The sequence below is a fragment of the Kangiella japonica genome (assembly GCF_039523535.1).
GTDB lineage: Bacteria > Pseudomonadota > Gammaproteobacteria > Enterobacterales > Kangiellaceae > Kangiella > Kangiella japonica.
The window spans coordinates 220,362-246,237 of sequence record NZ_BAAAFM010000001.1 but is presented as its reverse complement, the minus strand read 5'-3'; the positions used below and the strand labels follow the sequence as shown (position 1 = coordinate 246,237).

The following is a 25,876-nucleotide window of genomic DNA, read 5'->3' as shown; positions in this document are numbered from 1 at the left end:
TAATACGATTATGAAGATATTATTAAGTAATGACGACGGACACTTTGCACCAGGATTAAGCGCACTATTCGACCATTTATCAAAAATTGCCGAGGTTACGACAGTAGCTCCCGATCGCAATCGTAGCGGAGCTAGTAATTCATTAACCTTGGATAAGCCGATTCGAGTCAACGAAACCGAGCGCGGTTTTTACTCGGTAACTGGAACGCCAACGGACTGTGTGCATCTGGGTACGCACCATTTGATGCCTGAGCGTCCCGATATGGTTGTCGCAGGAATTAATACAGGCGCCAACCTTGGCGACGACACTTTGTACTCAGGTACTGTGGCAGCCGCGATGGAAGGGCGAGCCCTTGGTTATCCTGCGGTGGCTGTGTCGCTGGTGGGGCATGATTGTGAACACTATGTGACCGCGGCGAAGGTTGCAGTAGATATTATTAAAGGTTTACAACAGCACCCGATGGACAAAAATCGAGTGCTTAATATTAATGTGCCAGATGTTCCTTATGAAAAATTAAAGGGAATTAAATTAACGCGCTTGGGAAATCGCCACCGTGCTGATACTATAATTCTCGATAAAGATCCAAAAGGTCGTCCTATTTATTGGTTGGGACCGCTGCCTGAAGGCCAAGATGTGGGGGAAGGTACTGATTTTCATGCGGTTTTGAACGGTTACGTCTCGGTGACACCGATCAATGTCGATTTAACGGCATACAATAGTTTTGACGAGCTGGAAGATTTTTTAAAAACTATCGATAACTAATATAGATAATAAATATATGAATGCGACACACATTTCGGGAATTGGCATGACCTCCGCGCGTACGCGCACACGCCTTGTTGAGCGCTTACGGGCCGAAGGCATTAAGAACGAAGAACTATTAAAAATCATAGAGTTAACTCCTCGTCACTTGTTTATTGATGAAGGATTGTCGCATAGAGCCTACGAAGATACGGCTCTTCCGATTGGCTTGGGACAAACTATATCACAGCCTTATATTGTTGCCCGCATGACTGAAATGTTGATGGAAACGGGGAGCATGAATAAAGTGCTCGAAATCGGTACTGGCTGTGGTTATCAAACGTCTATTCTTTCGAAAGTAGCCAAAACCGTGTTCACGGTGGAGCGCATCCGAGCGCTTCACATGCAAGCGCGCAAAACCTTGACCGGCATCGGTCAGCACAATATCCAATACCTTTTTGCCGATGGTTTTAATGGCTGGCATCAATATGCGCCCTTCGACGGCATTATCGTTACTGCTGCGCCACCAATTATTCCAGAAAAACTCGTCAAACAGCTCGCTGATGGCGGTCGTATGATGATCCCCGTGGGCTCAACCAATGCCTCGCAAGATTTAATACTGGTTCAGCGTAGAGGTACTAAAATTGAAGAAACCTTTATTGAAAAAGTGAAGTTTGTGCCTTTGGTTGGTGGTGTAGCTCGATGAAAATCTTTACCAAAATGTATGACGCTTGTCTTCGTTGGGCGCGTCATCAATACGCAGTTTATATTCTAGGATTCATCAGTTTTATTGAATCAATCTTTTTCCCTATTCCTACCGCCGTCATGTTAGCTCCGATGGCTCTGGCTAGACCAAATCGTGCGCTGTGGTTAGCTTTTGTCGCTATGGCGACTTCAGTGTTAGGCGGTGTCGTGGCTTATATTATTGGTGCTTTTGCCTTTGAATCATGGGTTTTGCCTTGGATTGTTGAGCTTGGCTACGAAGAAACTTATAACCGTGCTCTGGCATGGTTCGCTGAATACGGTGTTTGGGTGGTTTTAGTGGCAGGATTCTCGCCAGTACCTTATAAAATTTTCACCTTAACTGCTGGTGCTTTAAGCATGGCATTTATCCCGTTTCTGGTGGCTTCAATTATCGCTCGAAGCGCCCAGTTCTTCTTGATCGGTGGATTAGTGAAGTGGGGCGGGGAACAAATGGAGCATAAACTGCGTCAATATGTAGAGTGGATAGGTTGGGGCGTACTAATTTTAGGCGTTTTAGCCTACATTATTTACAACTTAGTCAATTAATGGCTAAATACTCTTAGATTTCAACAGCTTGTACATTCGTTTGTGGCAATAGGGATAAGCACACTGATGCAAAAAGAAACAAAAGACATTCTTAAGCGATCTGCCATTCGCTCCTTATGGATCGTTGCGATCGTCTTAGTGGTGTATTTGTTACAAGGGTGTGGTAATCCTCGACTAGCGCCGGTTGAAGAACGTGACGCCACAGGTAAAGGCGCCGAGATTCATAGTTTTTACCCGCCAAGCGAAGTAGATAACAGCCAGCAATATTATGTTGTTCAGCCCGCGGACACCTTGTATTCTATCGCTTTTCGTTATGGCTTCGACTACGACACCTTGGCACAAGCCAACAATATCGACGCTACTTACACGATTTACCCTGGGCAAAAACTCGACTTAGAAAAAACACGCCGCTATGAAAGCGAGCGTACCGTTGATACTTCTCAAGTGGCCAGCCAAGATAGCTCTAATAATAGCCCCGTGGCTAGCCGCCGCGGTGTTCAGGAAGTCAGTCGTGGCGCCACTAAGGCTGTAGAACAGCCAAAGGTCACGCCACCAAAAACAGCTAAACCAAACGAAACAAAAACTGCAAAAAAGCGAGAAAGCAAAAAGACATCGACTACAAAACCACAAGCAAAGCGCGCTGAGCCAGTTAAAAAGCGACCAAAAACAAAACCTGCAACGACCAAATCGTTCACCAGCAAACCGGTTAAGTACTGGATGTGGCCCAATATGGGCAAGGTTATCACTCGCTTCACTGGCGTCAAAGGCTCTCGTGGAATTGATATCGCAGGCAATATGGGCGAGCCAGTTAGAGCGGCTGCTCCAGGGCTTGTGGTCTATTCTGGGCGTGGATTAAGAGGTTATGGCAACCTTATAATCATAAAGCACAATAACGACTTCATCAGCGCCTACGCGCACAACAAGCGCTTACTGGTTAAAGAAAACGAGATCATTAAAGCAGGACAGAAGATCGCCGAAATAGGTAATACCGACTCGGATATTCCAAAACTACACTTTGAAATTCGCTATAAAGGAAAGCCGGTTGATCCGTTGAGGTATTTGCCAAAGCGGTAGCGAACACTAGAGAGTTAGTAGAAATAAGGTAACCTATGTAAAAGTCACCTTTATATCCGTCCTAACAGCTCTATAATCTCCGCGATAACCATTTCTGGTTCATCATTTTGTGGGAAATGATAGCTTTTATCAGTTAATACTGCTTTGCCCTGAGGAAAGGATTCAGCCCACGCTTTGTGTAGCTCCCCCCATTTTTCTCGTGCTTCATCAGTAAAAAAAGTAATGGTGGTTCTTTATATCTTTTTATTGAGGCAATAACGGTTACTGGGATATCCGGAATTTCTGGGTAATTGGGTAACGGTCGTTTTGCCCAAAAATCCAGGTATTGATTAGACATACCATTCTTCAAGTCATCCAACTTAACTTCAGCAATTTCTTTTTCAGCAACTTCTAAGTTAATGCTTCTCATGATAGTTACGTCATGCTCTGATGCTGGTTCTATGAGCATAAGTGCTGATACTTTATCTGGATAAGTTGCTGTAAATACACGCGCAATATAAGCGCCATAGGAGTGCGATATATAAACCACTTTCTGTTCAATATTTAAGGCATCAAGTAGTTGTTTTGCTTCAAAGGCATATTCTTCTGAGCTGTAGTTTTTCTTTACCGGAGTAGAATTACCATTCCCTAATCTTGAATAGCGTAATACTTTTGCGTGTTTTGTTAATGGTTCGTAAATAGGATTCCAGTCATCCATGCCTGCGGAGCCTCCAGCTTCTAGCAAAATAGTATAATCGCCAGAGCCTCTTAGTTCATACTCGACTGTATGGCCAGAAATTTTAACTGTTTTCGGAGATGCAACTATGTGACTGTTAAGAAGAAGTCCGCAGATAAATAGTAATTTTTTCATTGTTACTTTACAACTTTTATTGCTAGCGCATGGATATCCGTTTGCATCATATCGCCTAAAGCGTTGTAAATCATACGGTGCTGTTGCAGCATTCGCTTTCCCTCTAGGGCGTCACTTTTGATAAGTACAGTAAAGTGCCCAAGACCACCTTTGGCGCCTTCGTGGCCAATGTGTTTGTGGCTGTCGTCGATAATTTCCAGTTGCTCTGGCTGTAAAGCGTCTGAAATCAGTTGGTGCATCTTTTCGATACGAGAAGTGTTGTCTGGTGCTTGTTGTGTCATAACCTTTTCCAATTCTTTAAATGTGTGTCGGGCTTTGTCTTTAGCTAGTTAGCAATTAAGGCAAAACTTTTTTATAGGGTTTAACGGTGACGTTTTGGTAAACGCCAGCTTCAATATAAGGATCTGCTTTTGCCCAATTCTCGGCGTCTTCTAAAGAGTCAAATTCAGCGACAATTAGGCTACCGCTAAAGCCAGCTTCAGCGGGATCGTTAGCGTCAATTGCTGGTAATGGCCCTGCCATGATGAGTCTGCCTTCATTTTTAAGAGCTTCTAGGCGTTCAATGTGTGCTGGTCTTGCCTTGGCGCGCAGGGGTAAGGAGTTTTCAACGTCCTCGGAATAAATCATATACAGCATAAGGTTTCCTTTTAGATAATACTTTTGGTTTTAAGGCTTAGACTGCTCTTCTTCTAAATGAATATGCTCTTTGAGCATGACTATGCTAACAATCATAAGCCCAAACAATAAGACGAACATACTGATCAATTTAAAGTAGAACCAAAAGTCGGTGCTGAAATTAAAGGCGACGTAAAGGTTGAGGCCACCATAAGCCGCTAGTGTTACAACCCAGATCCAGTTAATTTTAGCCAGCAAATGCTCAGGTGCTGAGTCTTTTATCAGTCCGCTGGATTTTGTTAAATCTTGAATCACGTATTTCTTAGAGAAAACCTGCCTAATGAGGATAAATAAAGCGCCACCCCAAACCGCGACGCTGGTTTTCCACTTAATAAAGTCATCATTATCAAAATAATAGGCTAAGGCGACTAAAGCTAAGCCTAGTAAAAATAGGGCAACGTGGCTTTTTTTAAGCTCTTTCTTGGTGAAATAATGAACAAGCATTTGCACCAAGGTTAAGCCACTCCAAACCGCTGCGGCGAGGATTAAGTTCTTTGTGAATAAATAAACGGCGATAAAACCCACGATAGGGTAGTTTTCTTTTAAAAACATGCTAAATATACCTAATTAATGGCTTGCTAAGTTTACCTTATTGCAAAAGGTAGGCAAACTATCGGTATCAACTATTAACGCGACTTCTATCAAGACCATGCTACGTGATTTACACAGCCATACTATTGCTTCTGACGGCAGTTTAACACCTCTTGAGCTCTTAAAGCTTGCACAAGAGCGTGGGGTCGATGAGTTGGCGATTACCGATCACGATTCCGTCGAATCGCTAGATGAGGCGTTGAGTTTAGCTGAACAGTTTAATCTTTCAATAGTCCCTGGCGTTGAAATCTCTGCAGCGTGGGGCAAAAAGAAAGAAGAAACCGTTCATATTGTTGGTTTACAAATTGACCATAAGCACAACGGTCTCCAGCAGTTTTTAAGGGCTATTCAAGACAAACGACGAGAGCGTGCGCTGACTATGGGCAAAAAGCTAGAAGCTGCCGGTGTTAAAGGTGCGCAGCCAGATGTTGAGTATATGGTCGATAGCCAGCCGATGGTTTGTCGAACACACCTAGCTCAATATTTGTTGGATTTAGGCGTGATAAAAAACTTTGGTGATGCTTTTAAGAAGTATCTAGCCAAAGGCGGTCGAGCCTATGTGCCGGATGAATGGTTTGATTTAGAAGATGCCACGGCTATGATTCGTCAGGCAGGCGGCATCCCGGTATTGGCTCACCCGACGCGCTATGGTATGGGCTCAAACAAGTTAAAACGTCTGATCGAAGAGTTCAAAGCAGTGGGCGGACTTGGCATCGAAACGTGCTATCCTAATATACATCCTGGTCAGAAAAATTTATTGGCCGACTGGAGTAAACAGTTCGAACTTTATGCATCGCAGGGTTCTGACTTTCACTCACCAGATAAGCCGTGGGCCTTACTCGGAAAGTTCGCCCCATTACCAGAGCACGTCGTCCCTGTATGGACTTCAAGTGCTTGGACTAAAACTCAGGACTAAAAGAATAAAGTTATGACAGAATTAATTGAAATACATAATCAAAATCCCCAGCCAAGGCTAATCAGTCAAGTGGTTGCAAAAATACGCAAGGGCGCTTTAATCGCCTATCCAACAGACTCGGGTTATGCGCTAGGTTGTCTTATTGGGGACAAGAATGCGATAGAACGAATCCGATTTATTCGTGATCTCGATAAAAATCACAACTTTACTTTGGTTTGCCGTGATCTCTCTGAGCTAGCGACATACGCCAAAGTCGAAAACACCGTTTTTCGCTTGGTCAAAAACAATACTCCAGGGGCTTATACGTTCATTCTCAAAGCAACTAGCGAAGTTCCTAATCGATTGAAACACAGTAAAAAGAAAACGATCGGTATTCGAGTGCCAGAAACGCCAATCACACAAGCCATTCTGGAAGAACTTGGTGAGCCTATGATGAGCACCAGTTTAATTTTACCGCAGCAGGAAGATGGCGAAGTACTTGAACCTTATGAGATATACGAACTGCTTAACGGACGGGTTGATGTCGTCATCGATGGTGGCTATTGTGGGCATGAACCCACAACCGTTGTTGACCTGACTTCCGGTTATCCAGAAATCATGCGATATGGTGCTGGTGATGTTTCAGTGTTTGAATAAAGCATGACCACACGTTTGAGTGTGATCATGCATACTTTGTTGAATTATTAAAAATCGTATATTCCAAGTCTTCTAAGATATTTAGCAGCATTTTCGTTGCCATTACTATGCGCTAAACGAAAGTACTTTTCAGCTTTGTCATGATCCTTCTTTAGGTAGTGTCCGTCATAGTAAATAAGCCCCAACAAGTAATAATCATCGCTAATAACGCTTTTGTTTTTCTCAGTTAGAGATAACCCTGGATTAATGTGCTTATTTAAAAAACTAACAATTGTGATAAGTTGGTGACGATCTCCTACCCAATTTGGGTGACCGTGTCCTGAGTGTAGGTATTCATGATATTCAACATCGACCTTTCCAATTGTGTTTAAAACATAATTAAGTCGTCTACTATGCTCTGGGTGAGCAATTTCATCATTTCTTCCCGCGAATAATAGAGTAGGGACATTGATTTTATTAGCTTTATATAGAGGGGAGTTTTCTTTTAACTCTGCGTATTTAGTATCGATATCCCCAACAACAAAGCTTATGGCATCTTTAACATCTTCAGAGTGATGTAAGTTAGAGGCACTATAGAGCAGTGGAAGGTCAAAAACACCAAAGCCAGATATTGCACACTTGTATGTACCCGGATAGAGAATCGTCGAGGTTATAGCTGAATAACCGCCGTAACTTTTCCCATAGATACAGACTTTATCTGAGTCAATTGCCGTCAGGCTTATGGCTTTATTAACAAGTTTGTTAATGTCAGCTTCAATTCCCTTACCGAACTGTTCACGTCCAGCACTCATGTACTTTTTACCGTATCCAGAGCTTCCTCTGAAGTTAATAGTTAAAACCGCGAACCCACGGTTAACCAAGAACTGAACTTCTCTATCAAATTCATTAAGGTCTTGAACGCCAATAGGACCTCCATGTGGCATAACAACCATTGGCATCTTTTTAGTGCTACCACCTGTATATAAAAAGCCCTCTACCTTATTTCCTAGGTCATTGGTAGTGGTCAGAATGTTGGCTTTTGTGAATGTGTATGGATACAGATCTGGCATCGAGCTCTGTAAGAATCTTAACTTATTACTGGCTACGTTATAGTGGTAGAACCTTCCTGGATTCGATGCATCGTGTGCGAAGATTACATAATCACTACCGGTAACTGAGCGGTCAATGATAAATACGGATTCTAATCCAATTTTTTTAACTAACTCGGACTGGAAGTCATTACTACCTTTATCAAGAAACTTTTGCTTGTTAAGACCTCGGTCTGCATAAGAAACAGATATTAATTTTTTCTGTTTCCTGCTATAAGCTGCAGATTTAACATCGTAGTATTCTGATTCATAAAGGGTTTTAACGTCTTTCTTTGCTTCTATATCAAAAAGAACAACGGCTACCTTATCTCGATTAATATTCGATAACGCTACAATGTGACGGTCGTCAACCTTGGTGATTGGTGTGAAAACGTCAAGCTTTGAGTAGTTTTTTTCTTCACTAGTGTTCTTATTAACCCTAAAGAACTCTTTCCAGCTACCTGTTTTCGAATCATAAACTGAGTATGTATTATAATCATCGTATGACTGACCTATCATCTCTAGTTCATAGGTGCTGTCTGAGACATAAAACTTATAGGTATCTTCGAGGTCTTCACTAAGGTTTCGAAACGTACTAAATATCTTTTTATGGTTCTTCGAATTATGTTTGATATTTCGTAGTTTACTTAAATCGAGCTCTAATAAGTCGAGTTTCTTGTCTTTAGCATTTAGCTTGGCTAGCAGTGCTTTATCTTCCACACCCAGCATAGGGTTAACAAGAACCCCAAGGCCTCTTACATCATAGTAATCAATTTCGAAGTCATTATCCTTGAAGGTAAAGTCTATAATTCGAATATAATAGGTATTAAATGTGCCTAAAAAAGAGACATAAGCGGTATCTTTATCAAGCCAATCGTAATCTAAAATTCTTTTTCTATCAGACGTTGTGATTTTAAAAACCTCAGCTGCCTGTTTAGAGCCTGCGCTAAAAGCAAATAGTTGCTGATATCCATCAATAAAACTTTTGCCAAGTAGTGTTTCTCCGTCAGGTGAAATAGCAAAAGATTGATACTGATCTGACACAAACATTTGATTGGCTGGAATAAACTCAGAGCTATTTGCAGTAAAAGTAACAAGTAGTACAAATAGTAAGGAGGCAAACTTTAGTTTCATTATTCTTCTCCCTTCAGTGAGTCTAGGAACGCTAGAAATTCGTCATCAGGCCCATCTTTTGAATATACTAACTCATACCTTTTAATTAGATCTTGGTAGTTTTCTTGTAGAAACTCTAAAGCAAGAGTGGTGCTATTTTTAATCTGAACTTTATAACCTGAACCAATTTGATCGATATTAAAATGACCAATATAATTCACTTTGTTTGGTTTGATATTGATCTTCCAGTTTGCATCTTCATCAGAGCCAAGGCTTATATAGTAATATTTACTATAGATTTTTGCTTTCGTGATGTCATAAGTGCCTGCTGGAAAGCTTGTTACGACGTAGTTATGTTTGTTGTCATACAAGTTATGCTCCAGCTCAAAAGTGCTAGGACCAGAGAAGACCAAACTGTGGATAGCTGTGTCTGAATCATAGGCAATAACGACAACCCCCATATTGGAATCTGGTGCCAGTTTCTGTTCATTGGTGAAGTTACTGAGTTTTGATACGCAACCTGAAAGCAACAATATCAGCAAAGATAAGACGACATACTTTTTCATTATTATATCCCTTGTGTATTTATAATTTTTTTAAGTATACCGTAAGATATTGTTAATGTTTAGTTTTTGTACCGTACTAGATGTGGAATTAGTATACTGAGTCGGACTCAACTCTTTTTAAAGTTCTACGATAGGCGTAAAGCCTCCCCAGAACATTCGCATACCATCAAAAGGCAGGTTTTCCGGATCCATCATGTCAGCGAGGCGTGGATCTTTCATAACTTTTTCGTTGATTTCATCACGCGCTTGCCGAGATTCATAGAGAATGTAGGAGAGCACCACTGTTTCATTGTCTTTAAGTTGTACGCTTTTGCCAAAAGAGGTGATTTTGCCTTCTGGTACATCATCGGCGACTGATTCAATGACTTTTAAAGCGCCGTACTCTTTCCATACCTTCCCAGCCCGTTTCGCCATTTCGGTATATTCATTGAGCTTGTCTTTTGGAACTGGAACGACATAGCCGTCAATATAGAGTGACATCAAAAAATCTCCTTTTGTGGGTCGTGTAGCTTTTAGTGTGTTGCTTATCTATTTATGAAGTCAAGGAATGTTTAAAAATTATACAGCTAAAGTGTGGTAGATGAGGAATTTTAACAGCCAAATACAGAAATATAGCGTTTTCGTTTGTTCTCGTTATAATGGACAATCTTATAAATTTAGACAAAAAGTTACTTCAAAGGATATCCATTGAGTTCTATATCAGTTGGCCAAAAGCGCGTTCTATCCGGCATGCGTCCTACGGGACCATTACATTTGGGGCATTACCATGGAGTTTTAAAGAATTGGGCACAAATGCAGCATGAGTATGAGTGCTTCTTCATGGTGGCTGATTGGCATGCCTTGACCACAAACTACGACGATACTTCGAAAATTGAAGGCTATGTTTGGGATACGGTCATTGATTGGTTAGCAGCGGGAATTAATCCCAGCGCATCAACCATATTCGTTCAGTCGAAAGTTCCTGAGCATGCTGAACTTCACTTGTTAATGTCGATGACGACTCCTCTAGGTTGGTTAGAACGAGTGCCTACCTATAAAGAGCAGCAAGAGAAGTTGCAAAACAAAGACTTATCAACTTATGGCTTCTTAGGTTATCCATTATTACAAGCGGCTGATATTTTGGTGTATCGAGCTGGTAATGTGCCAGTTGGAGCTGATCAGGTTCCGCATGTAGAGATGACGCGCGAAGCAGCCCGTCGCTTTAACCATTTTTATGGTAAAGAGCCTGGTTTTGAAGAAAAAGTAACTGCCGCCATCAAGAAGATGGGTAAGAAAAATGCGAAGCTTTACAATAACTTGCGTAAAAAATTCCAAGAAGAAGGCGACCAAGCGGCTTTAGAAACGGCTCAAGCTTTAGTCGAAAGCCAGGCAAACATTTCGCTGAATGATCGTGAGCGTTTGTATGGCTATTTAGATGGTGGTGGTAAGGTGATTCTTCCGGAGCCAAAAGCGCTATTGACGCCAGTGTCTAAAATGCCTGGTTTGGATGGGCAGAAGATGTCTAAGTCCTACGGTAACGCGATTTCTATGCGTGAGCCGCGTGAGTCTGTTGAGAAGAAAATTCGCACCATGCCAACGGATCCTGCGCGCGTTAGACGCGATGATCCTGGAACTCCTGAGAAATGCCCGGTGTGGGAATTCCACAAGATTTATTCTCCAGAAGAGGTTAAAGAGTGGGTCCAAAAGGGCTGTACGACGGCAGGTATCGGTTGCGTTGAGTGTAAACAACCTGTGATTGATGGTGTTTGTGCGGAGCAGCAGCAGTTCTTAGAGCGTGCTAAAGAGTATGAAGAGAGCCCTGAAATTATCCGTAATATCGTTTCGGAAGGGTGTGATCGTGCGCGCGATGTGGCTCGTGAAACGATGGATGATGTTCGCCAAGCCATGGGCTTGTCTTATAAGTAATGTACGAAGTAACCCTTGAAGGCTAAGGATATTGATAATTGACTGAGAAACCATAATGACTGAGCAAAACGGCGAGACAGAACAGCAACAACACTCTGAGCACGAGCAGCCAGTTGCTGATCATGTGCAGGAAGAAATGCCGTTTGCTCTAGTTGATGGTGAGCAGGTCGAAGAATTCCCTCAAGATTTATACATTCCACCAGATGCCTTGGAAGTTTTCCTAGAAGCTTTTGAGGGGCCTCTAGACTTACTGCTTTATTTAATTAAGCGTCAAAATGTCGATATCCGAGATATTCCAATTGCCCATATTACTGAGCAATACATGGAGTATGTCGAGTTGATGAAAGCAATACAGTTAGAGTTAGCGGCAGAATACTTAGTCATGGCGGCTATGTTGGCGGAAATTAAAAGTCGTGTCTTGTTACCAAGACCACCTGCTGAGGATGATGACGAAGATGATCCACGAGCGGACTTGATTCGTCGTTTGCAGGAATATGAACAGTTTAAACAAGCCGCCGAAGACATTGATGAGTTACCTCGTATGGGGCGTGATGTCCATCAAGCTAGCGCTAAAAAGCCTGATATGAATATTATCAAGCCAGAGCCTGAGGTGGATCTAAAGGAGCTTCTTATCGCACTTCGTGATGTCTTAAGAAGAGCTGAAATGTTCTCGAGCCACCAAGTGAAGTTCGAGGCCTTATCAGTCCGCGAGCGCATGGGTAAGGTTTTGGAGCGCCTATCTGCTCAGTCCTTTACTGATTTTTCCAAATTATTTGATCCAGAAGAAGGACGCTCCGGTGTTGTTGTTACTTTCTTAGCAATCATGGAGCTGGCAAAAGAGTCTCTATTAGAAATTATCCAGAGCGATAGCTATGGACCAATTCATGTTAGGGCAAAGGTTGGGAGTAGCCACGAAGATGAAGGGGAAAACGAGTCCATCGATGAAAAGTTAGCGAAAGTAGAAACCACAAGCGATCAAGCATGAGTATGAATATAGATAAAATAAAATGCATTATTGAAGCGGCACTCTTAGCTGCGGGTAGTTCTTTATCAAAAGATCGAATAGTTGAATTGTTTGCTGAAGAAGAGAAAGTCAAAACTTCGGACGTTACTAAAGCCCTCGACATTTTACAAAACGAATGTGAAGGGCGTGGTGTTGAGTTAGTGGAAGTGGCGACAGGTTTTCGCTATCAAGCACGTCAAGATTATGCCGAATGGATTGCTCGACTATGGGAAGAGCGTCCTTCTCGATATTCACGCGCTTTATTAGAGACATTGTCACTCATCGCTTATCGTCAACCAACTACACGTAGTGATATTGAGCAAGTTCGTGGTGTGGGTGTGAGCTCTTCGATTGTAAAAACCTTATTGGAGCGCGAGTGGATTCGTGTGGTGGGGCATCGTGATGTGCCTGGAAAGCCAGCGCTATATGCTACAACCAAACAGTTTTTAGATTACTTTGGCTTGAAAAGCTTGGATGAGTTGCCGTCTTTAGCGGAAATCAAAGACTTGGATAACCTTAACCCTGAATTAAAATTTGATAGTGACGATGAAGCTCAAGATGTTACGGAATCAAGAAACGAAAAGACTCACATCGAAGCAATGGAAGATTCAGAAGTTGACTTAGCCTCGAGGGATGAAGAGAAGTCTGTAGACAGTGACGATTCGTCTGAACCAAAAGAGGTTGATGAGGCAAATTCTATCCAACGCCTCTCTACGGAAGAGTCTGATGTGGAAGACAGGGGCGTAGACGAGGGTGGTGCTAGTACTCTAGATTCTGGCTCTAGTGAAGGTGAAGAAGAAAGCGATACAAGCCTCAAGCCCACGGAGCTTCATTAAAAGTAAATAAAGTAAAGCTGCTAACTGAGTAGCTGATCGTGGTTTTTTGCTTAAAATTTTGTATATAATCGTTCATTAACAAAAACATATTCAAATTTATGACGCTAATCGCTGGGGGCTAGCTTGGGGTTTCTAGATAAAATTCGTTCTACGCTATCATCTGGGCTATCCGAGTCTGCTGATAATTTGGAGCACTCTGATAGACGACAAAGTAATCGCGTAAATGCTCGCCCAGGTACCAAAATGCTGATTATTGATGACTCTAAAACAGTTTGTGTCTTATTGAAGAAAATGTTGATACAAAATCAATATGAAGTTGGCATTGCGCTTGATGCTGAAGCAGGATTGAAATTAGCCAAACAACATTTACCCGATTTAATCTTCCTCGATATCGTTCTTCCTGGTATCAACGGTTTTCAAGCCTTGAGAGAGTTACGTAAAGATCCTAAAACACAAAATATCCCAGTAATTATGATCAGTGGTAACGTCATTGCTACTGAAAAGTATTACGCTGAACGGATCGGTGCTGATGATTTTATGAAAAAACCTTTTTCACGGTATGAGGTTTTTCATCGAATTGAGAACTTTATTGGCCCAGATAAACGCATCCGACGCACGTCTTCTTAAGACATTCCTTGAAAATAAGTACAGTTGCTCTCGACTGTACGCTCCTAAACGCCTAAAATTGTATTAATACTGATTGATGAAGACCCCTTATGTCTAAAGAAAAGAGCATGTCTAAGCAGGATCGTGAACACAAACCAAAAAGTGAGGCTAAGTCACGATCCGAAAAGACGGAGAAACTTCAGAAAATTCTAGCTAATGCTGGCTTAGGCTCGCGTCGGGAGCTGGAAAAATGGATTGCTGATGGGCGTGTCAGTGTTAATGGTTCCATTGCCAGCTTAGGCGAAAGGGCAAGTGATAAGGATACTATTCGTGTTGATGGGCGAGTTATCAAAATAAAGCCTTCTGATGAAGTATACACTCGGATCATCGCCTACCATAAGCCGCTTGGCGAGGTTTCCACGCAAAAAGATCCAGAAGGCAGACCGACCGTATTTGAAAGTTTACCTAGGACTAGTTTTGGTCGCTGGATTAGTATTGGTCGCTTGGACATTAATACTACAGGTTTATTGCTATTCACGAACAACGGCGAACTTGCGCACCGATTAATGCATCCTTCATATCAGGTTGAACGTAAATATGCGGTGCGTATTCATGGTGAAGTTACTGATGAAATGATCAAGAACCTGAAAGATGGTGTTCTTATTGATGGCGACTTGTGTAAATTTAACTTCATCCAGCCAGGTGGGGGCGAGGGTGCTAATCAGTGGTTTGATGTGGGCTTATCCGAGGGCAAAAACCGTGAAGTTCGTAAGTTATGGCAGTCGCAGGATGTTGATGTCTCGCGTCTTATACGAATCGAGTATGGGCCAGTTGAGCTTCCTAAGAGCCTAAGCCGAGGCCGTTGGATGGATTTGACTGCAGACCAAATCAACAAAGTTGCTGAATTGGTGAAGTTAGATGTCAATCCTCGTAAAGAACAACCAAAGCCAAAAGGCAGCCAACGTAAGAATATTTGGAGAAGGCACTAACTCTTCCGATTAAAGCCACTTCGTAGCTAATGCGTGGTGGCTTTTTTCGTATAAGACCCTCAAGGAAAAAGGCCAAGTGCCACCTTCAATCTTTTGGTAAGCTTAATGGAATGAATTTAAAAGATCGAAAATACTATTTGAATCGAGAGCTGAGTTTGCTGGCCTTTAATAAGCGAGTATTGCAGCAAGCTCTCGACCCTACTATTCCCCTTCTAGAGCGCATTCGCTTTATTTTTATTTGTAGCAATAATTTAGATGAATTCTTCGAAGTCCGCGTGGCCGGTATACGACATGATTTAGCTCGGGGAAATACCAAGCCGAGTCTCAACGGTGCCTCCGCGGAAGAGGTATTAAAAGAGATTAATTTGCGCGCGCACCAGCTAGTTGATGAACAGTACCGAATTTTCAATGATGAGTTATTGCCTAAGCTAGCTGATGAGTCAATACAGTTTTTACCTGCAAATGAATGGAATGAAGCACAGTGTCTGTGGTTAAAAAAGTATTTTAAACATCAGGTTATTCCTGTTATCAGTCCTATCAGTCTTGATTTAACCCACCCATTCCCACGTTTGGTCAATAAGAGTTTGCACTTTCTATTACACTTACATGGTAACGATGCTTTTGGGCGAAATTTGGAGTATGCGGTTTTGCACATGCCACGTTCTTTGCCACGAATTATTGAACTGCCTGAAAGCGTTGGTGGCTCTAAGCAGCATAACTTTGTTTACCTATCATCGATAGTGTCAGAATTTGCACAGGACTTATTCCCGGGTATGGATATCCATGGTTGCTACCAGTTTCGACTTACCCGAGACAGTCACTTACTGTTAGAAGAAAACTCCAACGAAGATCTGGCGAGTGCCCTTAAACGTGAACTACAGTCAAGAAATTTTGGAGCAGCCGTTAGACTCGAAGTGGGAAAGCAATGTCCTGACAAAATTGTGAGCTTCCTTCTACAAAAGTGCAATTTAACGGCCGAAGAGCTTTATCGTGTTAATGGACCGGTGAATTTAAATCGCCTAATGTTACTGCCCGACCTTGTCGATCGACCTGACTTAAAGTTCGATGGCTTTACGCCAAAAATACCTAGCGAATTGCACCGTCGTGATATTTTGGACGTTTTGCTAGAGCAGGATATTTTGCTGCACCATCCTTATGAAAGCTTCCTGCCAGTAGTTGATTTTGTTCGGCAAGCAGCTAAAGATTCGAGTGTGTTAGCAATAAAACAAACGTTATACCGTACCGGTAGTCAATCATCTATCGTAGAAGCTTTAATTGAAGCATCACAGGCGGGTAAGGAAGTCACGGCTGTAGTTGAACTTAGAGCGCGGTTTGATGAAGCGGATAATATAGAGCTAGCACAAAAGCTTCAAGAGGCTGGCGTTTTGGTTGTTTATGGGGTGGTTGGTTATAAAACTCACGCCAAAATGACACTGGTGGTGCGAAAGAATCAAAAACACAATAAGCTGCAGCGTTTTGCGCACCTTGGGACCGGCAACTATCATGCAGGAAATGCTCGTCTTTATACGGATTACAGTCTGTTAACGACTAATGTTGATATCTGTGAAGACGTTCATAAGGTATTTCAGCAGCTGACAGGTATGGGCAAAGTTTACCAATTAAATCAGTTATGGCACGCGCCTTTCACTCTTCATAGCAACCTTCTTAAGGCCATAGAGCGTGAAACTATCAATGCGGCTTCGGGTAAGAAAGCACGAATGATCATCAAATTGAACTCTTTAACTGATCAATCGCTGATTGAGGCACTTTATAAAGCTTCCAATGCTGGTGTGGAAATACAGCTTATCGTGCGAGGAATATGCTGCTTATCACCCGGCATCAAAGGACTATCAGAAAATATTCAGGTTCGCTCTATTATTGGTCGTTTTTTAGAGCACTCTCGTGTTTACTATTTTTATGATAACGGGAAAGAGCATTTGTACGCAGCCTCCGCGGACTGGATGGAACGTAATTTGTATAATCGTGTAGAAACATGCTTCCCCATTCTTCAAGAAAATATCAAGCGTAGAGTGCTGAATGAGTTGGAGTTGATGTTGAATGACTCTGAGCAGAGCTGGATTTTAAAAGCAGATGGAGACTATCAGTTATTCTGCAGAGGAAAGCCCAATGAAAAGGTGCAGCAATTATTATTAGACAAGCTTTCTTATTGAGAGTGAACAATCTCGATGTCTAACTTGATACCGTGATAGTCCAAATATGCAGATTCTCTTTGTAATTCTGCGATGATGAGTTGCTGGTCATCCGCCCAGCTTTTCGGAATACGAATTAATAGCTGATGATTGTCACCGGCTTTAAATTCTAAGTCTTGGATGTTATGACTGTCGCGTTTGACGTTAAAAATTATCGCTAACCTTAAAATTTGAACCACTGATAATAAAGCCTGTTTAGGATCGTATTTATTATCGAGTTGGTCGATATGAAGTTTTTTCTTTTGATTAGAAATAATGGCGGCTAAAGAGTCTTTAGTTTGCTGGCTGAATCCAGGCATATCACCGTATTGCACAATATAGGCGCTGTGCATGCGCAGTTTTGAAAAACTGATCGACAGTCCAATTTCGTGTAACTGACATGCCCAATCTAAATAATTCTTGTAAATAGGGTCGTAGATGCCCCAGAGATCCGCGGTCTGGTCGAAAATACATTGAGCGCTTTGCTGCACTTGCTTGGCATGTTCTTGATCGATGTTGAAGCGATTCATCAGGCTTGTTGCAGTCTGATGGCGAATATCGTTACCTTTTAGTTCTTCGGCCAGTTCTAGCAGGATCCCTTCGCGCAACGAGGCGTTGGCTACATGCATTTTATCGATATTCAAAGTCTCGAAGAGGGCGTAGAGTATGGCGACGCCACAGGCAAAAGTGCTTTTTCGGCTTTCAGTCAACACGGAAAAGTTAACCTGTTCAAAGTCACCTATTTCAATGAGCTTTTGCTTAAGGTACTTTAAATGCTCAAGAGTTATGAAGCCCTGAGTGAGATTTAAATTCTCGAGGACATTATAAATAGATTCAATACTGCCTGAAGATCCTAGGCAGTGATCCCATGAGGCGTTTTTATAAAACTTCTTAACCTCAGATACGGCAATTGAAGTATTGATTACTGCTTGATTAAAATACTCTTCGGTAATACGGTTGTCAGGGAAGCATTTCTTAGTAGTCACACAACCCACTTCCAAACTATCCAGTATCTCAGAAGTGAAGTTTTCACCAAGTATGATTTCAGTGCTACCCCCGCCGATATCGATCACTAGAGCACGCTTTAAGTCGGGGTGGTTGTGTGATACGCCATCATAGATAAGACGAGCCTCTTCGCGGCCCGGAAGAATATCGATTGGATGGTTGAGAATAGCCTCAGCTTGTTTGACAAAGGTTGAAGCATTCTGAGCTTTACGAAGTGTGTAGGTGCCTACGATGGTAATGTAATCTTTATCGATATCCTGAATTCTGTCAGAAAAAAGCTTCAGGCAATTTAAGCCACGTTCAATGGCTTCAGCGGACAGCTGACCATCTTTATCAAGACCGGCGGCGAGCTGTACTTTCTCTTTCAATCGACTGATGACTCTTAATGTGTGCCCATCAAATTCTGCAACCGCTAGGTGGAAGCTATTTGAGCCGAGATCAATCGCAGCGAATTGCGTAGGCGCGACATGCTCTAGACCGTTAGAGTCTGTTGTTAATACCTGCTGTGTAAGAGCGCTTTTCAACGATTAATCCCTTTTCTTCATGTTAAGACTTCTTTATAAAATCTCTCGCATCTATAGCTTCGCCGTTAGCCTCCGCGGAGGCATCATCCATTAGCCAAAGGTAAGCTGGCATAATGTCTTGAGGTGTTGGTAGTGTTTGCGGATCTTCGCCTGGATAAGCGTTGGCACGCATTTTTGTACGGGTAGCGCCAGGGTTAAGGCTATTTACTCGAACGCTACTGGTTTCCAACTCATCCGCCAGTGTTTGCATCATGCCCTCATTAGCAAATTTCGAAGCGGCGTAGGCTCCCCAGTAAGCACGGCCTTGTCGGCCGACACCTGATGAAGTGAACACCAATGATGAGCTTTTTGATTTTTTAAGTAATGGGATACAATATTTCGTCAATAAGAATGGCGCGTTGACGTTAATCTGCATTACACGGAACCAAGTTTCATCGTCAAAGTGCTCGTAGGGGCTTAATAGCCCAAGATCGCCCGCGTTATGCAATAATCCGTCTAATCGGCCAAACTCTTTTTCGATCACTTCCGCGACTTTTTGATAGGTTTCAGGAGAGTTGTCCTGTAAGTTGACCGGCAGGTAAGCTGGCTGAGGGTAGCCTAGAGCTTCAATCTCATCATAAACCTTTTCTAGCTTACGCGTATCGCGCGACAATAAGATAACCGTTGCGCCATGTTTGGCGTATTCAAAAGCAACTTCTTTACCGATTCCATCGGTTGCGCCTGTGACAAGAATGACCTTGTCTTTAAGGAAATTATCACTGGGTTGGTAGTTTTGCATCAAAAAGTCTTAAATCGGTGGATTATTAGGTGAAGTTATTTTACCTTACTTAGGACATATACCCAATCGACAATTTACCAGTAGGTTGGGTCGATTGAAAGACCAGTAAATCATTAGGAAAATCCATGGCTAAGCGAATTGCAGTCGTAGAAGACGAACCTTTATTACAACAAAACTACAGTATGGCGCTGAAAAAAGCAGGCTATGAGGTGGTGGTTTATGAAAGCAAGCAAGAAGCTGAAAAAGCGTTTGCAAACCGCTTGCCTGACTTAGTCTTGCTCGATATCGGTTTAGGTAATGAGCAGGAAGCGGGATTTGAAATTTGTCGTGGCTTGCGTCAAAAGTCGACACAATTGCCAATTATTTTTTTAACAGCGTTGGACAGCGATCTGGATATTATTTCAGGACTACGCTTGGGGGCTGATGATTATTTAACCAAAGATATCAGTTTGCCACACTTGCTGGCCCGCATTTCCGCACTGTTTAGACGTCTTGATTCGTTGCAGACCACACCAAATGCAAATGCTATCCATGAGGTTGGCTCACTTGAGATTGATAATGAAAGACTCAGCGTAAAATGGAGTGGTCAACTGGTTGATCTGACGGTGAGCGAGTTTTGGATTGTCAATGCGCTGGTATCACGTCCTGGGCATGTGAAAAATCGAGAGCAGCTGATGCAAGCCGTAAAAGCGGTGGTCGATGATAGTACCATTACGTCTCACATCAAACGTATTCGACAGAAGTTTCAGCGAATTGATAAGGAGTTTGACTCAATTGAAACCGTCTATGGTATGGGCTATCGCTGGAATCAGGCTTAAGCCTAAGTAATTATGAAGTCCTTATCCCTCAAATGGCGAATTCTGTTAATCAGCTGCGTTTTCTGGCTTATTCCGCTCGCAAGTTGGCTTATTGACAGTAAGTTTGAGAGTGACTTAGAGCGTGATAACTTCCAGCAAACCACTCAGCAGGCCAACAACCTACGTAGTTTTTTTGAGCAATTAATCCAACACGATAATAACTTTAGGCACAAGTTAGACGCTGATGGTGTGAAGCCAGGTCTAAATGTCGCTCTGCGCGAAACCGGCATATTAATTGATGGCTATTCTGATGAGTGGTATCCCTACCATGGCTTTGCCAAAAGAATTCAGAACTTTGGACAGAAAGCCGAGCTTAGTTTGGTAGAAGATCAACAACATTTCTATATTTTATTGTCGGTTGAAGACGACGATATTGTGTACCGGCAAAACCTAGACGTCACTGGGAAATCAGACAAAATTGAACTCCAATTAGATAGTTTTCGTCTACAGTTTGTCCCGATCGCACCAGGCAAAGTCGCCGCTTTGCGTCAAACCAGTACCGGAGTTATAGAAATAAACTCGGTTTATGCTGTGTGGCAAGAAACTACAAATGGTTATCAGTTGGAGGCTAGACTCCCCCGCGACTTAGTCGGAACCATGTTCAGCGCAGAGGTCCATGACGTTGACCAAACTGAAGCCGGACCCAAACTACAGGGGTTGTATTCGTTTACAAACTTTGAGCAGGTTGCACTCAACAGCATGCTCAGCGTAGGGGCCTTGTCGAGGCTTAGCGCCGATGATTACCGTGTCATGGTGACCAATTTAAATGGTGATATTGTTTATGGATACGGACAGCCACATCAAGATATAAAAGGGCATTGGCGTAACCGTTTATGGTTGAGCGACTTGAGCCCAATTGAAACTAAAGGCAGTAAAGTGAGTTTATCTAGCGAAGAGCTGGATAAGGCGCTAATGGGACAAGCTCAAGAGCAGTTGGTCAACGAGGGCAGTCTGCTTGCATATTCTCGTATTTTGAAGCCCTTATATGACGGTGACCAAGTCATTGGAGCTATGATTATTGAATCCTCCGCAATTAACCATAAGCTTTACTTGCGTGATTTCTGGTTAAGGATGTTGCTATTAATGCTGTTATTCTGGGTGTTAATGGTTTGGTGGCTTTATCAATCAAGTAAAGATTACAGTCGCAGGATTGTTGAGCTTAGAGATATCACTGAAGAAGCAGTGACAGAGCAAGGGCAGATTCGCCACGTGATTCAGCGCGAAGAATCTTATGATGATGAAGTCGCTGATTTAAACAACACCTTCTCGCAGCTGACCACCAGATTGAAGCAACATCACGATTATCAAGAAAAGCTGGTGGCCCGACTGAATCATGAGTTGCGTACACCCATCGCAATAATTCGGAGCTCGTTAGATAACCTAAGTATTGATAATTTATCTGAGCTAGACGCTCAAATGTTGCATACGGCTCAGTCAGGAGCGAGCAGAATGAGCCAAACGTTAAGCCGGTTAAGCGAGGCGACACGATTAGAGCAGGCGATTAAGAGTGCGGAAAAAGATATATTTGATGTTGTCAATATTGTGAAAGATTTGACACATGCCTATGCCACTAACTGGCCTCAGCACCGCTTTGAATTTAGGACTAGCCTTGATGAGGTTGAGATAACCGGGTCAAGGGACTTATTCGTTCAAATGGTTGATAAGCTCATTACAAATGCGGTGGATTTTGATGATAAATCGGAACCTATAACGCTGATTCTTAAAAAAGAAGATTCGCGTCTGGTATTTGAAGTATCCAACAGAGGCGCTATGATTGAAAGGAAGTCTCTGAAATCAGTTTTTAGCTTAATGCACTCTAGCCGTAAGAACTCAGGGGGACACCTTGGTTTAGGGTTATATTTAGCGAAACTAATTGCTAATTTCCATAATGGTCATATAGTAGCCAAAAATCACATAGATCAAGGTGGAGTTAGTATTGTAATAAGTTGGAAGAATAAACATTTTACCCACTAAGAGTTCTGCATTAGGATGGTATAAAAGGGCTTAATGGAAAAAGTTATAGAATACTCAAACCATCAAGATATGCTGCTTGATATCGCTCAAAAGTTACTCAGTTGCGAGAGCTTTCAGCAGGCAACTGATACACTAGTCAAGGTTTTATACTCTCGTATAAAAAGCTTTGACTGTGCCTTTTTCCGTTTTGAGAAATCTCACAATCAACTACTCTGCACCTCTTATATCAATAGTTCTACCAGTGAAGTTTTTAAATTAAAACCAATTGCTTTAGGTACAGGCGTAGTAGGTCGAGCGGCTGAGGAGCAAAAGACTTTTATTATAAAGGACCGAACCGAGTGCAACTATTGGCTAGAACATATAGAGAACGCCTATTCTGAGCTCTCAGTTCCTGTAGTTCACGACGGTAAGCTGTTAGGAGTCATTGATTTCGAAGATGAGAATGTAGGCTTCTTCACCGAACAACATCAGTCTGTTATTGAGGATGTTGCACTACTCATAGCCCCCCAACTGAATCAATTATTACATACCGAGCGGTTAGAAAATCAAATTGAGCAGCTTAAATATCAAATCAAAGTTTTAAAAAACACAGAAAGTCGAAGTCGCACAATTTTAAATAATTTGCCTGATCCGGTTTTTTTGCTTGATCAGTCATGTAAGATTCTCGATATCAATCATAGCGCATCACTACTGCTTGGAGCTTCGAAAAGCGGCTTAATCGGTAAGCGAATTCAAGAGTTTGAACAGGCCACAAATGGCGACAGTACTTTACCATTTTATAAAAATTCCAGCTTACAGACTCCTACAATGGTAAAAGTAAGCTATGTTCCCATTGTGGGGCCTGCCAAAGACTATGAGCTCGCGATAAGTCGCCAGTTTGATGGTTCTTTCATAACCACGGCTAGAGAGTTACAGACCCGAGAAGACACGTTTTTGGAGCTAAAAAGCAGCCAAGACTTTTTAAGGGAAGTCCTCAAAACAACTCCAGACATTGTCTATGCTTTTGATATTGATCGAGAAGATTTTATTTTGGGGCGTGAGCGACTATCCAGGCTATTAGGTTATCCTGAAAACACTTTCACAAATTGGCGAAGTTTTTTACCGATAGTGCATCCCGATGATCAGCATTTACTTAAAGAGCGGGTATTGAAAATTGTCAATTCAGCGAAAGGTGAGGTGATATTTTCAGAAGCTCGACTTATGCACAAGTCTGGGAAATATAGACATATCCAAAACTATGCTGTCGCTTTCAGGAGAAATGACGATGGTACTCCGTCATCGGAAATCGGTACTATTCGAGATGTGACTGAGCGCAGGGAGCTTAAAGCAGAGGTTAAGCGAAAAGAACACTATTATCGCTCACTGGTGGAAAATGCCTTTGAGGGTATTGCGCTTTATGATGAAGCGGGGGTTTTGAAGTTCGCAACGGCCAGCGCACATAAATTGCTCGGTTATCTAGAAGATGAGGCTATTGGGTTAAAAGGCGCTGACTTTATCTTCCCAGAAGATAGAGACATTGCAAAAAAAGCTTGGCAAAAGCTGCTATCAAAGCCAGGCAATGTTGTAAGAATCCCGGAGTATAGGATCCTCACAAAGTCAGGTGAGCCAATTTGGATTGAAAACACCTTAGTTAATTTGGTGCATGATGAAAATGTCAACGGTGTGGTTAGTAATTTTCGTGATATAAGCCTCAAGAAGCACTCAGAAATGTCTCTGCACAAACTGTCGTATTTTGATGAATTGACCGAGCTCCCTAACCGAAATTCATTATTCAAATATCTTGAGCAATCGTTAACAGGAGATGTGGGCAGTATTGATCAGGTAACCCTAGTATATTTCGACATATACAAACTACATCTCATCAATAGTGCACATGGCAACTGGGTTGGTGACAAGGTCATCCAACGAGTCGCCAACTCCCTAGAAAAATATAATAAAGTGTTCAGCTTCATTGCTCGTGCGGGCGATGACGAGTTCGCTGGGGTTCTACATAATGTCGATAATCTAAAAGTTACGAAACTTGTAGAAGATATTTTATTTGCATACAGTAACATTGTGACGATTGACGGAATCGACTTAAAAGTAACGCTTAGAGCTGGTATCGTTTCTTATCCAGAAGATAGTGAAACGGCTGAAGAGTTACTTAGGTTAGCTGAAAATACTGTCAAGCATCTAAAGAACTCTACGCAGAATTATGCGTTTCATAAGAAAAGTGAGTCGGTCAACACAAAAGAGCGCTACCAAATTGAAAAAGACATTATTCGAGCAATAGAGTTTAATCAGTTCAAACTTGCTTATCAGCCGATTCTTTCGCCTTACACAGGGAAAGTACAATATATGGAGAGCTTGCTACGCTGGGAGCATCCAGAAAGAGGCTATATTCCTCCTGATGTTATTGTTGATATAGCTGAAGAAACAAACTTAATACATGCTTTAACAAATTGGGTGCTAGAGTCTGCAATCAAGCAAGTTGCAGAATGGAAAACACAAGAATACTTTTTGAAAGTATCGATTAACGTTTCCCCAAAAGATTTATTGAGGGATGACTTTTTAAGTGTATTAGAGTCATTGTTGGATAAATACGATGTTTCTTCTAGTCATATAGGTATTGAAGTAACAGAAACTGCAGCAATGATCGACCTGGATAAATCGAAAAGCTTGCTCGAGCAATTGACCAATATTGGTGTAACCTGTGCGCTTGATGACTTCGGTACCGGTTACTCATCGATTAGCCTTTTAGCAAGCTTACCTGTTGCGAAAGTTAAAATTGATAAGTCTTTTATCACCACGTTAGGTGAAGAAAGACCGCTTGATGGGGGCGTTGATAACAAAGTCATTGTTCAGAATATTTTGCGTTTGGCAAAAAGCTTTAAGCTTAACTCTGTGGTTGAAGGAGTAGAAACTATGGAGCAAATTAAGTTACTTATGAAGTATGGTTGTGACTATGTACAAGGGTATTTGTATTCAAAGCCGCTTTATCCAGAGGATTTGGTAAATTATTTAAATAGTCATAAATTTAACCAAGTCATTGACTAAAGCAATTCAAGCAACTCCTTCGGGCTTTCAAAAATGACATCTGCCCCCCAGCTTTGAGTGTTATCCTCTGGAGTAATATAGCCCCAGTTAGCGAGTACTGTTTTCATACCAGCGCCACGCCCTGCGGCGATATCGCGCTCAGCATCTCCAACATAAATACACTGCGAAGGTATTAATCCAGCTTCTTTACAGGCCGCAAACAGAGGCGTTGGGTTAGGTTTTCTTGGCTCAATGGTATCGCCACTAATCACCGTCGATGCTCTTCTATCAAGTTTCAATTGTGTTAGTAGCGGCTGTGTTAGAAACTCGGGTTTGTTTGTAGCTACGCCCCATATTATTGATCGTTCTTCAAGTGTCTGGAGAACATTCTCTAAGCCATCAAAAAGTCGAGTCTTCACGGCAATATTCTCAGAGTAAATCTGTAAATACTGCTCTCTCATGCCCTGAAAATTCTGATCGTCAGTGCCAATGGCAAAACCAATTCTTAGCATAGCTAAAGCGCCATGAGATACATACGGGCGTATTTCTGAATAAGGAAGCGGGGGTAAGTCATGCAGCTCACGCTGAATATTAAGTGCGAGCGCCATGTCCGGAGCGGTATCAAGCAAGGTGCCGTCTAAATCAAACAACACCCCTGTAATCGTCTGTTTCATC

At 42.2% G+C, this 25,876-nt stretch carries 24 protein-coding genes and 1 pseudogene; 15 read left to right on the top strand and 10 right to left on the bottom strand.

Annotation, left to right across the window (positions count from 1 at the left end):
* Positions 1–10 precede the first annotated feature (10 nt).
* The 4 genes from surE to ABD128_RS01105 all read left to right on the top strand — a co-directional run bounded on the left by surE (position 11) and on the right by ABD128_RS01105 (position 3,106).
* Positions 11–763 carry a 5'/3'-nucleotidase SurE gene (gene surE / locus ABD128_RS01120; protein WP_343985366.1) on the top strand — a complete coding sequence of 251 codons (753 nt, stop codon included), beginning with the start codon at positions 11–13 and terminating at the stop codon, positions 761–763.
* A 16-nt stretch (positions 764–779) separates the two neighbouring features.
* Positions 780–1,448: a protein-L-isoaspartate(D-aspartate) O-methyltransferase gene (locus ABD128_RS01115; RefSeq protein WP_343985364.1), complete on the top strand. Its 669-nt coding sequence runs from the start codon at positions 780–782 to the stop codon at positions 1,446–1,448.
* Positions 1,445–2,032, top strand: a complete 588-nt coding sequence (locus ABD128_RS01110) for a YqaA family protein (protein ID WP_343985362.1) — start codon at positions 1,445–1,447, stop codon at positions 2,030–2,032. The genes ABD128_RS01115 and ABD128_RS01110 overlap by 4 nt, the downstream gene beginning before the upstream one ends.
* A 66-nt stretch (positions 2,033–2,098) precedes the next feature.
* Positions 2,099–3,106 (top strand): peptidoglycan DD-metalloendopeptidase family protein, encoded by a 1,008-nt coding sequence (locus ABD128_RS01105; protein WP_343985360.1) that lies wholly within the window; start codon positions 2,099–2,101, stop codon positions 3,104–3,106.
* Positions 3,107–3,156: 50 nt separating this feature from the next.
* On the opposite strand, the pseudogene ABD128_RS01100 reads toward ABD128_RS01105, so the two are convergent.
* The 4 genes and pseudogenes from ABD128_RS01100 to ABD128_RS01085 form a co-directional block, all read right to left on the bottom strand.
* Positions 3,157–3,956 (bottom strand): annotated as a pseudogene (locus ABD128_RS01100) (alpha/beta fold hydrolase).
* Between the two features lie 2 nt (positions 3,957–3,958).
* Positions 3,959–4,237 (bottom strand): BolA family protein, encoded by a 279-nt coding sequence (locus tag ABD128_RS01095; protein WP_110200888.1) that lies wholly within the window; start codon positions 4,235–4,237, stop codon positions 3,959–3,961.
* A gap of 55 nt (positions 4,238–4,292) precedes the next feature.
* Positions 4,293–4,592 carry a YciI family protein gene (locus ABD128_RS01090; protein ID WP_343985356.1) on the bottom strand — a complete coding sequence of 100 codons (300 nt, stop codon included), beginning with the start codon at positions 4,590–4,592 and terminating at the stop codon, positions 4,293–4,295.
* Between the two features lie 30 nt (positions 4,593–4,622).
* Positions 4,623–5,183, bottom strand: coding sequence for an inner membrane-spanning protein YciB (locus tag ABD128_RS01085; protein WP_343985354.1), 561 nt, complete (start codon positions 5,181–5,183; stop codon positions 4,623–4,625).
* A 40-nt stretch (positions 5,184–5,223) separates the two neighbouring features.
* Here ABD128_RS01085 and ABD128_RS01080 point away from each other — a divergent pair, with 40 nt between their 5' ends.
* Both ABD128_RS01080 and ABD128_RS01075 read left to right on the top strand, forming a co-directional pair.
* The gene (locus tag ABD128_RS01080) at positions 5,224–6,138 is read left to right on the top strand and encodes a PHP domain-containing protein (protein WP_343985352.1); all 915 of its coding nucleotides are present in this window, start codon (positions 5,224–5,226) and stop codon (positions 6,136–6,138) included.
* A 12-nt stretch (positions 6,139–6,150) separates the two neighbouring features.
* The gene (locus ABD128_RS01075; RefSeq protein ID WP_343985350.1) at positions 6,151–6,774 is read left to right on the top strand and encodes an L-threonylcarbamoyladenylate synthase; all 624 of its coding nucleotides are present in this window, start codon (positions 6,151–6,153) and stop codon (positions 6,772–6,774) included.
* 47 nt (positions 6,775–6,821) lie between these two features.
* On the opposite strand, the gene ABD128_RS01070 is transcribed toward ABD128_RS01075, so the two are convergent.
* The 3 genes from ABD128_RS01070 to ABD128_RS01060 all read right to left on the bottom strand — a co-directional run bounded on the left by ABD128_RS01070 (position 6,822) and on the right by ABD128_RS01060 (position 10,000).
* A complete protein-coding gene (locus ABD128_RS01070) occupies positions 6,822–8,975 on the bottom strand; it encodes an alpha/beta hydrolase family protein (RefSeq protein ID WP_343985348.1) in 2,154 nt (717 codons plus the stop codon).
* On the bottom strand, positions 8,975–9,520 hold the full coding sequence (locus tag ABD128_RS01065; RefSeq protein ID WP_343985346.1) for a hypothetical protein: 546 nt from the start codon (positions 9,518–9,520) through the stop codon (positions 8,975–8,977). Before ABD128_RS01065 ends, ABD128_RS01070 begins: the two co-directional genes overlap by 1 nt.
* Positions 9,521–9,637: 117 nt before the next feature.
* Complete coding sequence (locus tag ABD128_RS01060; RefSeq protein ID WP_343985344.1) at positions 9,638–10,000, bottom strand: DUF1428 domain-containing protein; 363 nt, start codon at positions 9,998–10,000, stop codon at positions 9,638–9,640.
* Positions 10,001–10,207: 207 nt separating this feature from the next.
* Between ABD128_RS01060 and ABD128_RS01055 the strand changes: the two genes are divergently transcribed.
* From ABD128_RS01055 to ppk1, 6 genes are all read left to right on the top strand, one after another.
* Positions 10,208–11,425, top strand: coding sequence for a tryptophan--tRNA ligase (locus tag ABD128_RS01055; RefSeq protein ID WP_343985342.1), 1,218 nt, complete (start codon positions 10,208–10,210; stop codon positions 11,423–11,425).
* 55 nt (positions 11,426–11,480) lie between these two features.
* Complete coding sequence (locus ABD128_RS01050) at positions 11,481–12,410, top strand: segregation and condensation protein A (RefSeq protein WP_343985340.1); 930 nt, start codon at positions 11,481–11,483, stop codon at positions 12,408–12,410.
* A 2-nt stretch (positions 12,411–12,412) separates the two neighbouring features.
* A complete protein-coding gene (gene scpB / locus ABD128_RS01045; RefSeq protein ID WP_343985338.1) occupies positions 12,413–13,264 on the top strand; it encodes an SMC-Scp complex subunit ScpB in 852 nt (283 codons plus the stop codon).
* 123 nt (positions 13,265–13,387) lie between these two features.
* Positions 13,388–13,891: a response regulator gene (locus ABD128_RS01040; RefSeq protein ID WP_425545665.1), complete on the top strand. Its 504-nt coding sequence runs from the start codon at positions 13,388–13,390 to the stop codon at positions 13,889–13,891.
* 89 nt (positions 13,892–13,980) lie between these two features.
* Positions 13,981–14,859 carry a 23S rRNA pseudouridine(2605) synthase RluB gene (gene rluB / locus ABD128_RS01035; protein ID WP_343985336.1) on the top strand — a complete coding sequence of 293 codons (879 nt, stop codon included), beginning with the start codon at positions 13,981–13,983 and terminating at the stop codon, positions 14,857–14,859.
* A 110-nt stretch (positions 14,860–14,969) separates the two neighbouring features.
* Entirely contained in the window at positions 14,970–17,030 is a 2,061-nt protein-coding gene (gene ppk1 / locus ABD128_RS01030; protein WP_343985334.1) for a polyphosphate kinase 1, read from the top strand.
* Here ppk1 and ABD128_RS01025 read toward each other — a convergent pair.
* Entirely contained in the window at positions 17,024–18,577 is a 1,554-nt protein-coding gene (locus tag ABD128_RS01025; RefSeq protein ID WP_343985332.1) for a Ppx/GppA phosphatase family protein, read from the bottom strand. The genes ppk1 and ABD128_RS01025 overlap by 7 nt on opposite strands.
* Before the next feature lie 22 nt (positions 18,578–18,599).
* Positions 18,600–19,355 (bottom strand): YciK family oxidoreductase, encoded by a 756-nt coding sequence (locus tag ABD128_RS01020; RefSeq protein WP_343985330.1) that lies wholly within the window; start codon positions 19,353–19,355, stop codon positions 18,600–18,602.
* A gap of 125 nt (positions 19,356–19,480) precedes the next feature.
* On the opposite strand from ABD128_RS01020, the gene pdsR reads away from it, so the two are divergent.
* Genes pdsR through ABD128_RS01005 form a run of 3 tightly spaced genes read left to right on the top strand, consistent with a single transcriptional unit; the run spans position 19,481 to position 25,222 of the window.
* A complete protein-coding gene (gene pdsR, locus ABD128_RS01015; protein WP_343985328.1) occupies positions 19,481–20,173 on the top strand; it encodes a proteobacterial dedicated sortase system response regulator in 693 nt (230 codons plus the stop codon).
* 12 nt (positions 20,174–20,185) lie between these two features.
* Entirely contained in the window at positions 20,186–22,186 is a 2,001-nt protein-coding gene (locus ABD128_RS01010) for an ATP-binding protein (protein WP_343985326.1), read from the top strand.
* Positions 22,187–22,219: 33 nt separating this feature from the next.
* A complete protein-coding gene (locus ABD128_RS01005; protein WP_343985324.1) occupies positions 22,220–25,222 on the top strand; it encodes an EAL domain-containing protein in 3,003 nt (1,000 codons plus the stop codon).
* Here ABD128_RS01005 and ABD128_RS01000 read toward each other — a convergent pair.
* Complete coding sequence (locus tag ABD128_RS01000; protein ID WP_343985322.1) at positions 25,219–25,875, bottom strand: HAD family hydrolase; 657 nt, start codon at positions 25,873–25,875, stop codon at positions 25,219–25,221. The genes ABD128_RS01005 and ABD128_RS01000 overlap by 4 nt on opposite strands.
* Position 25,876: the final 1 nt, after the last annotated feature.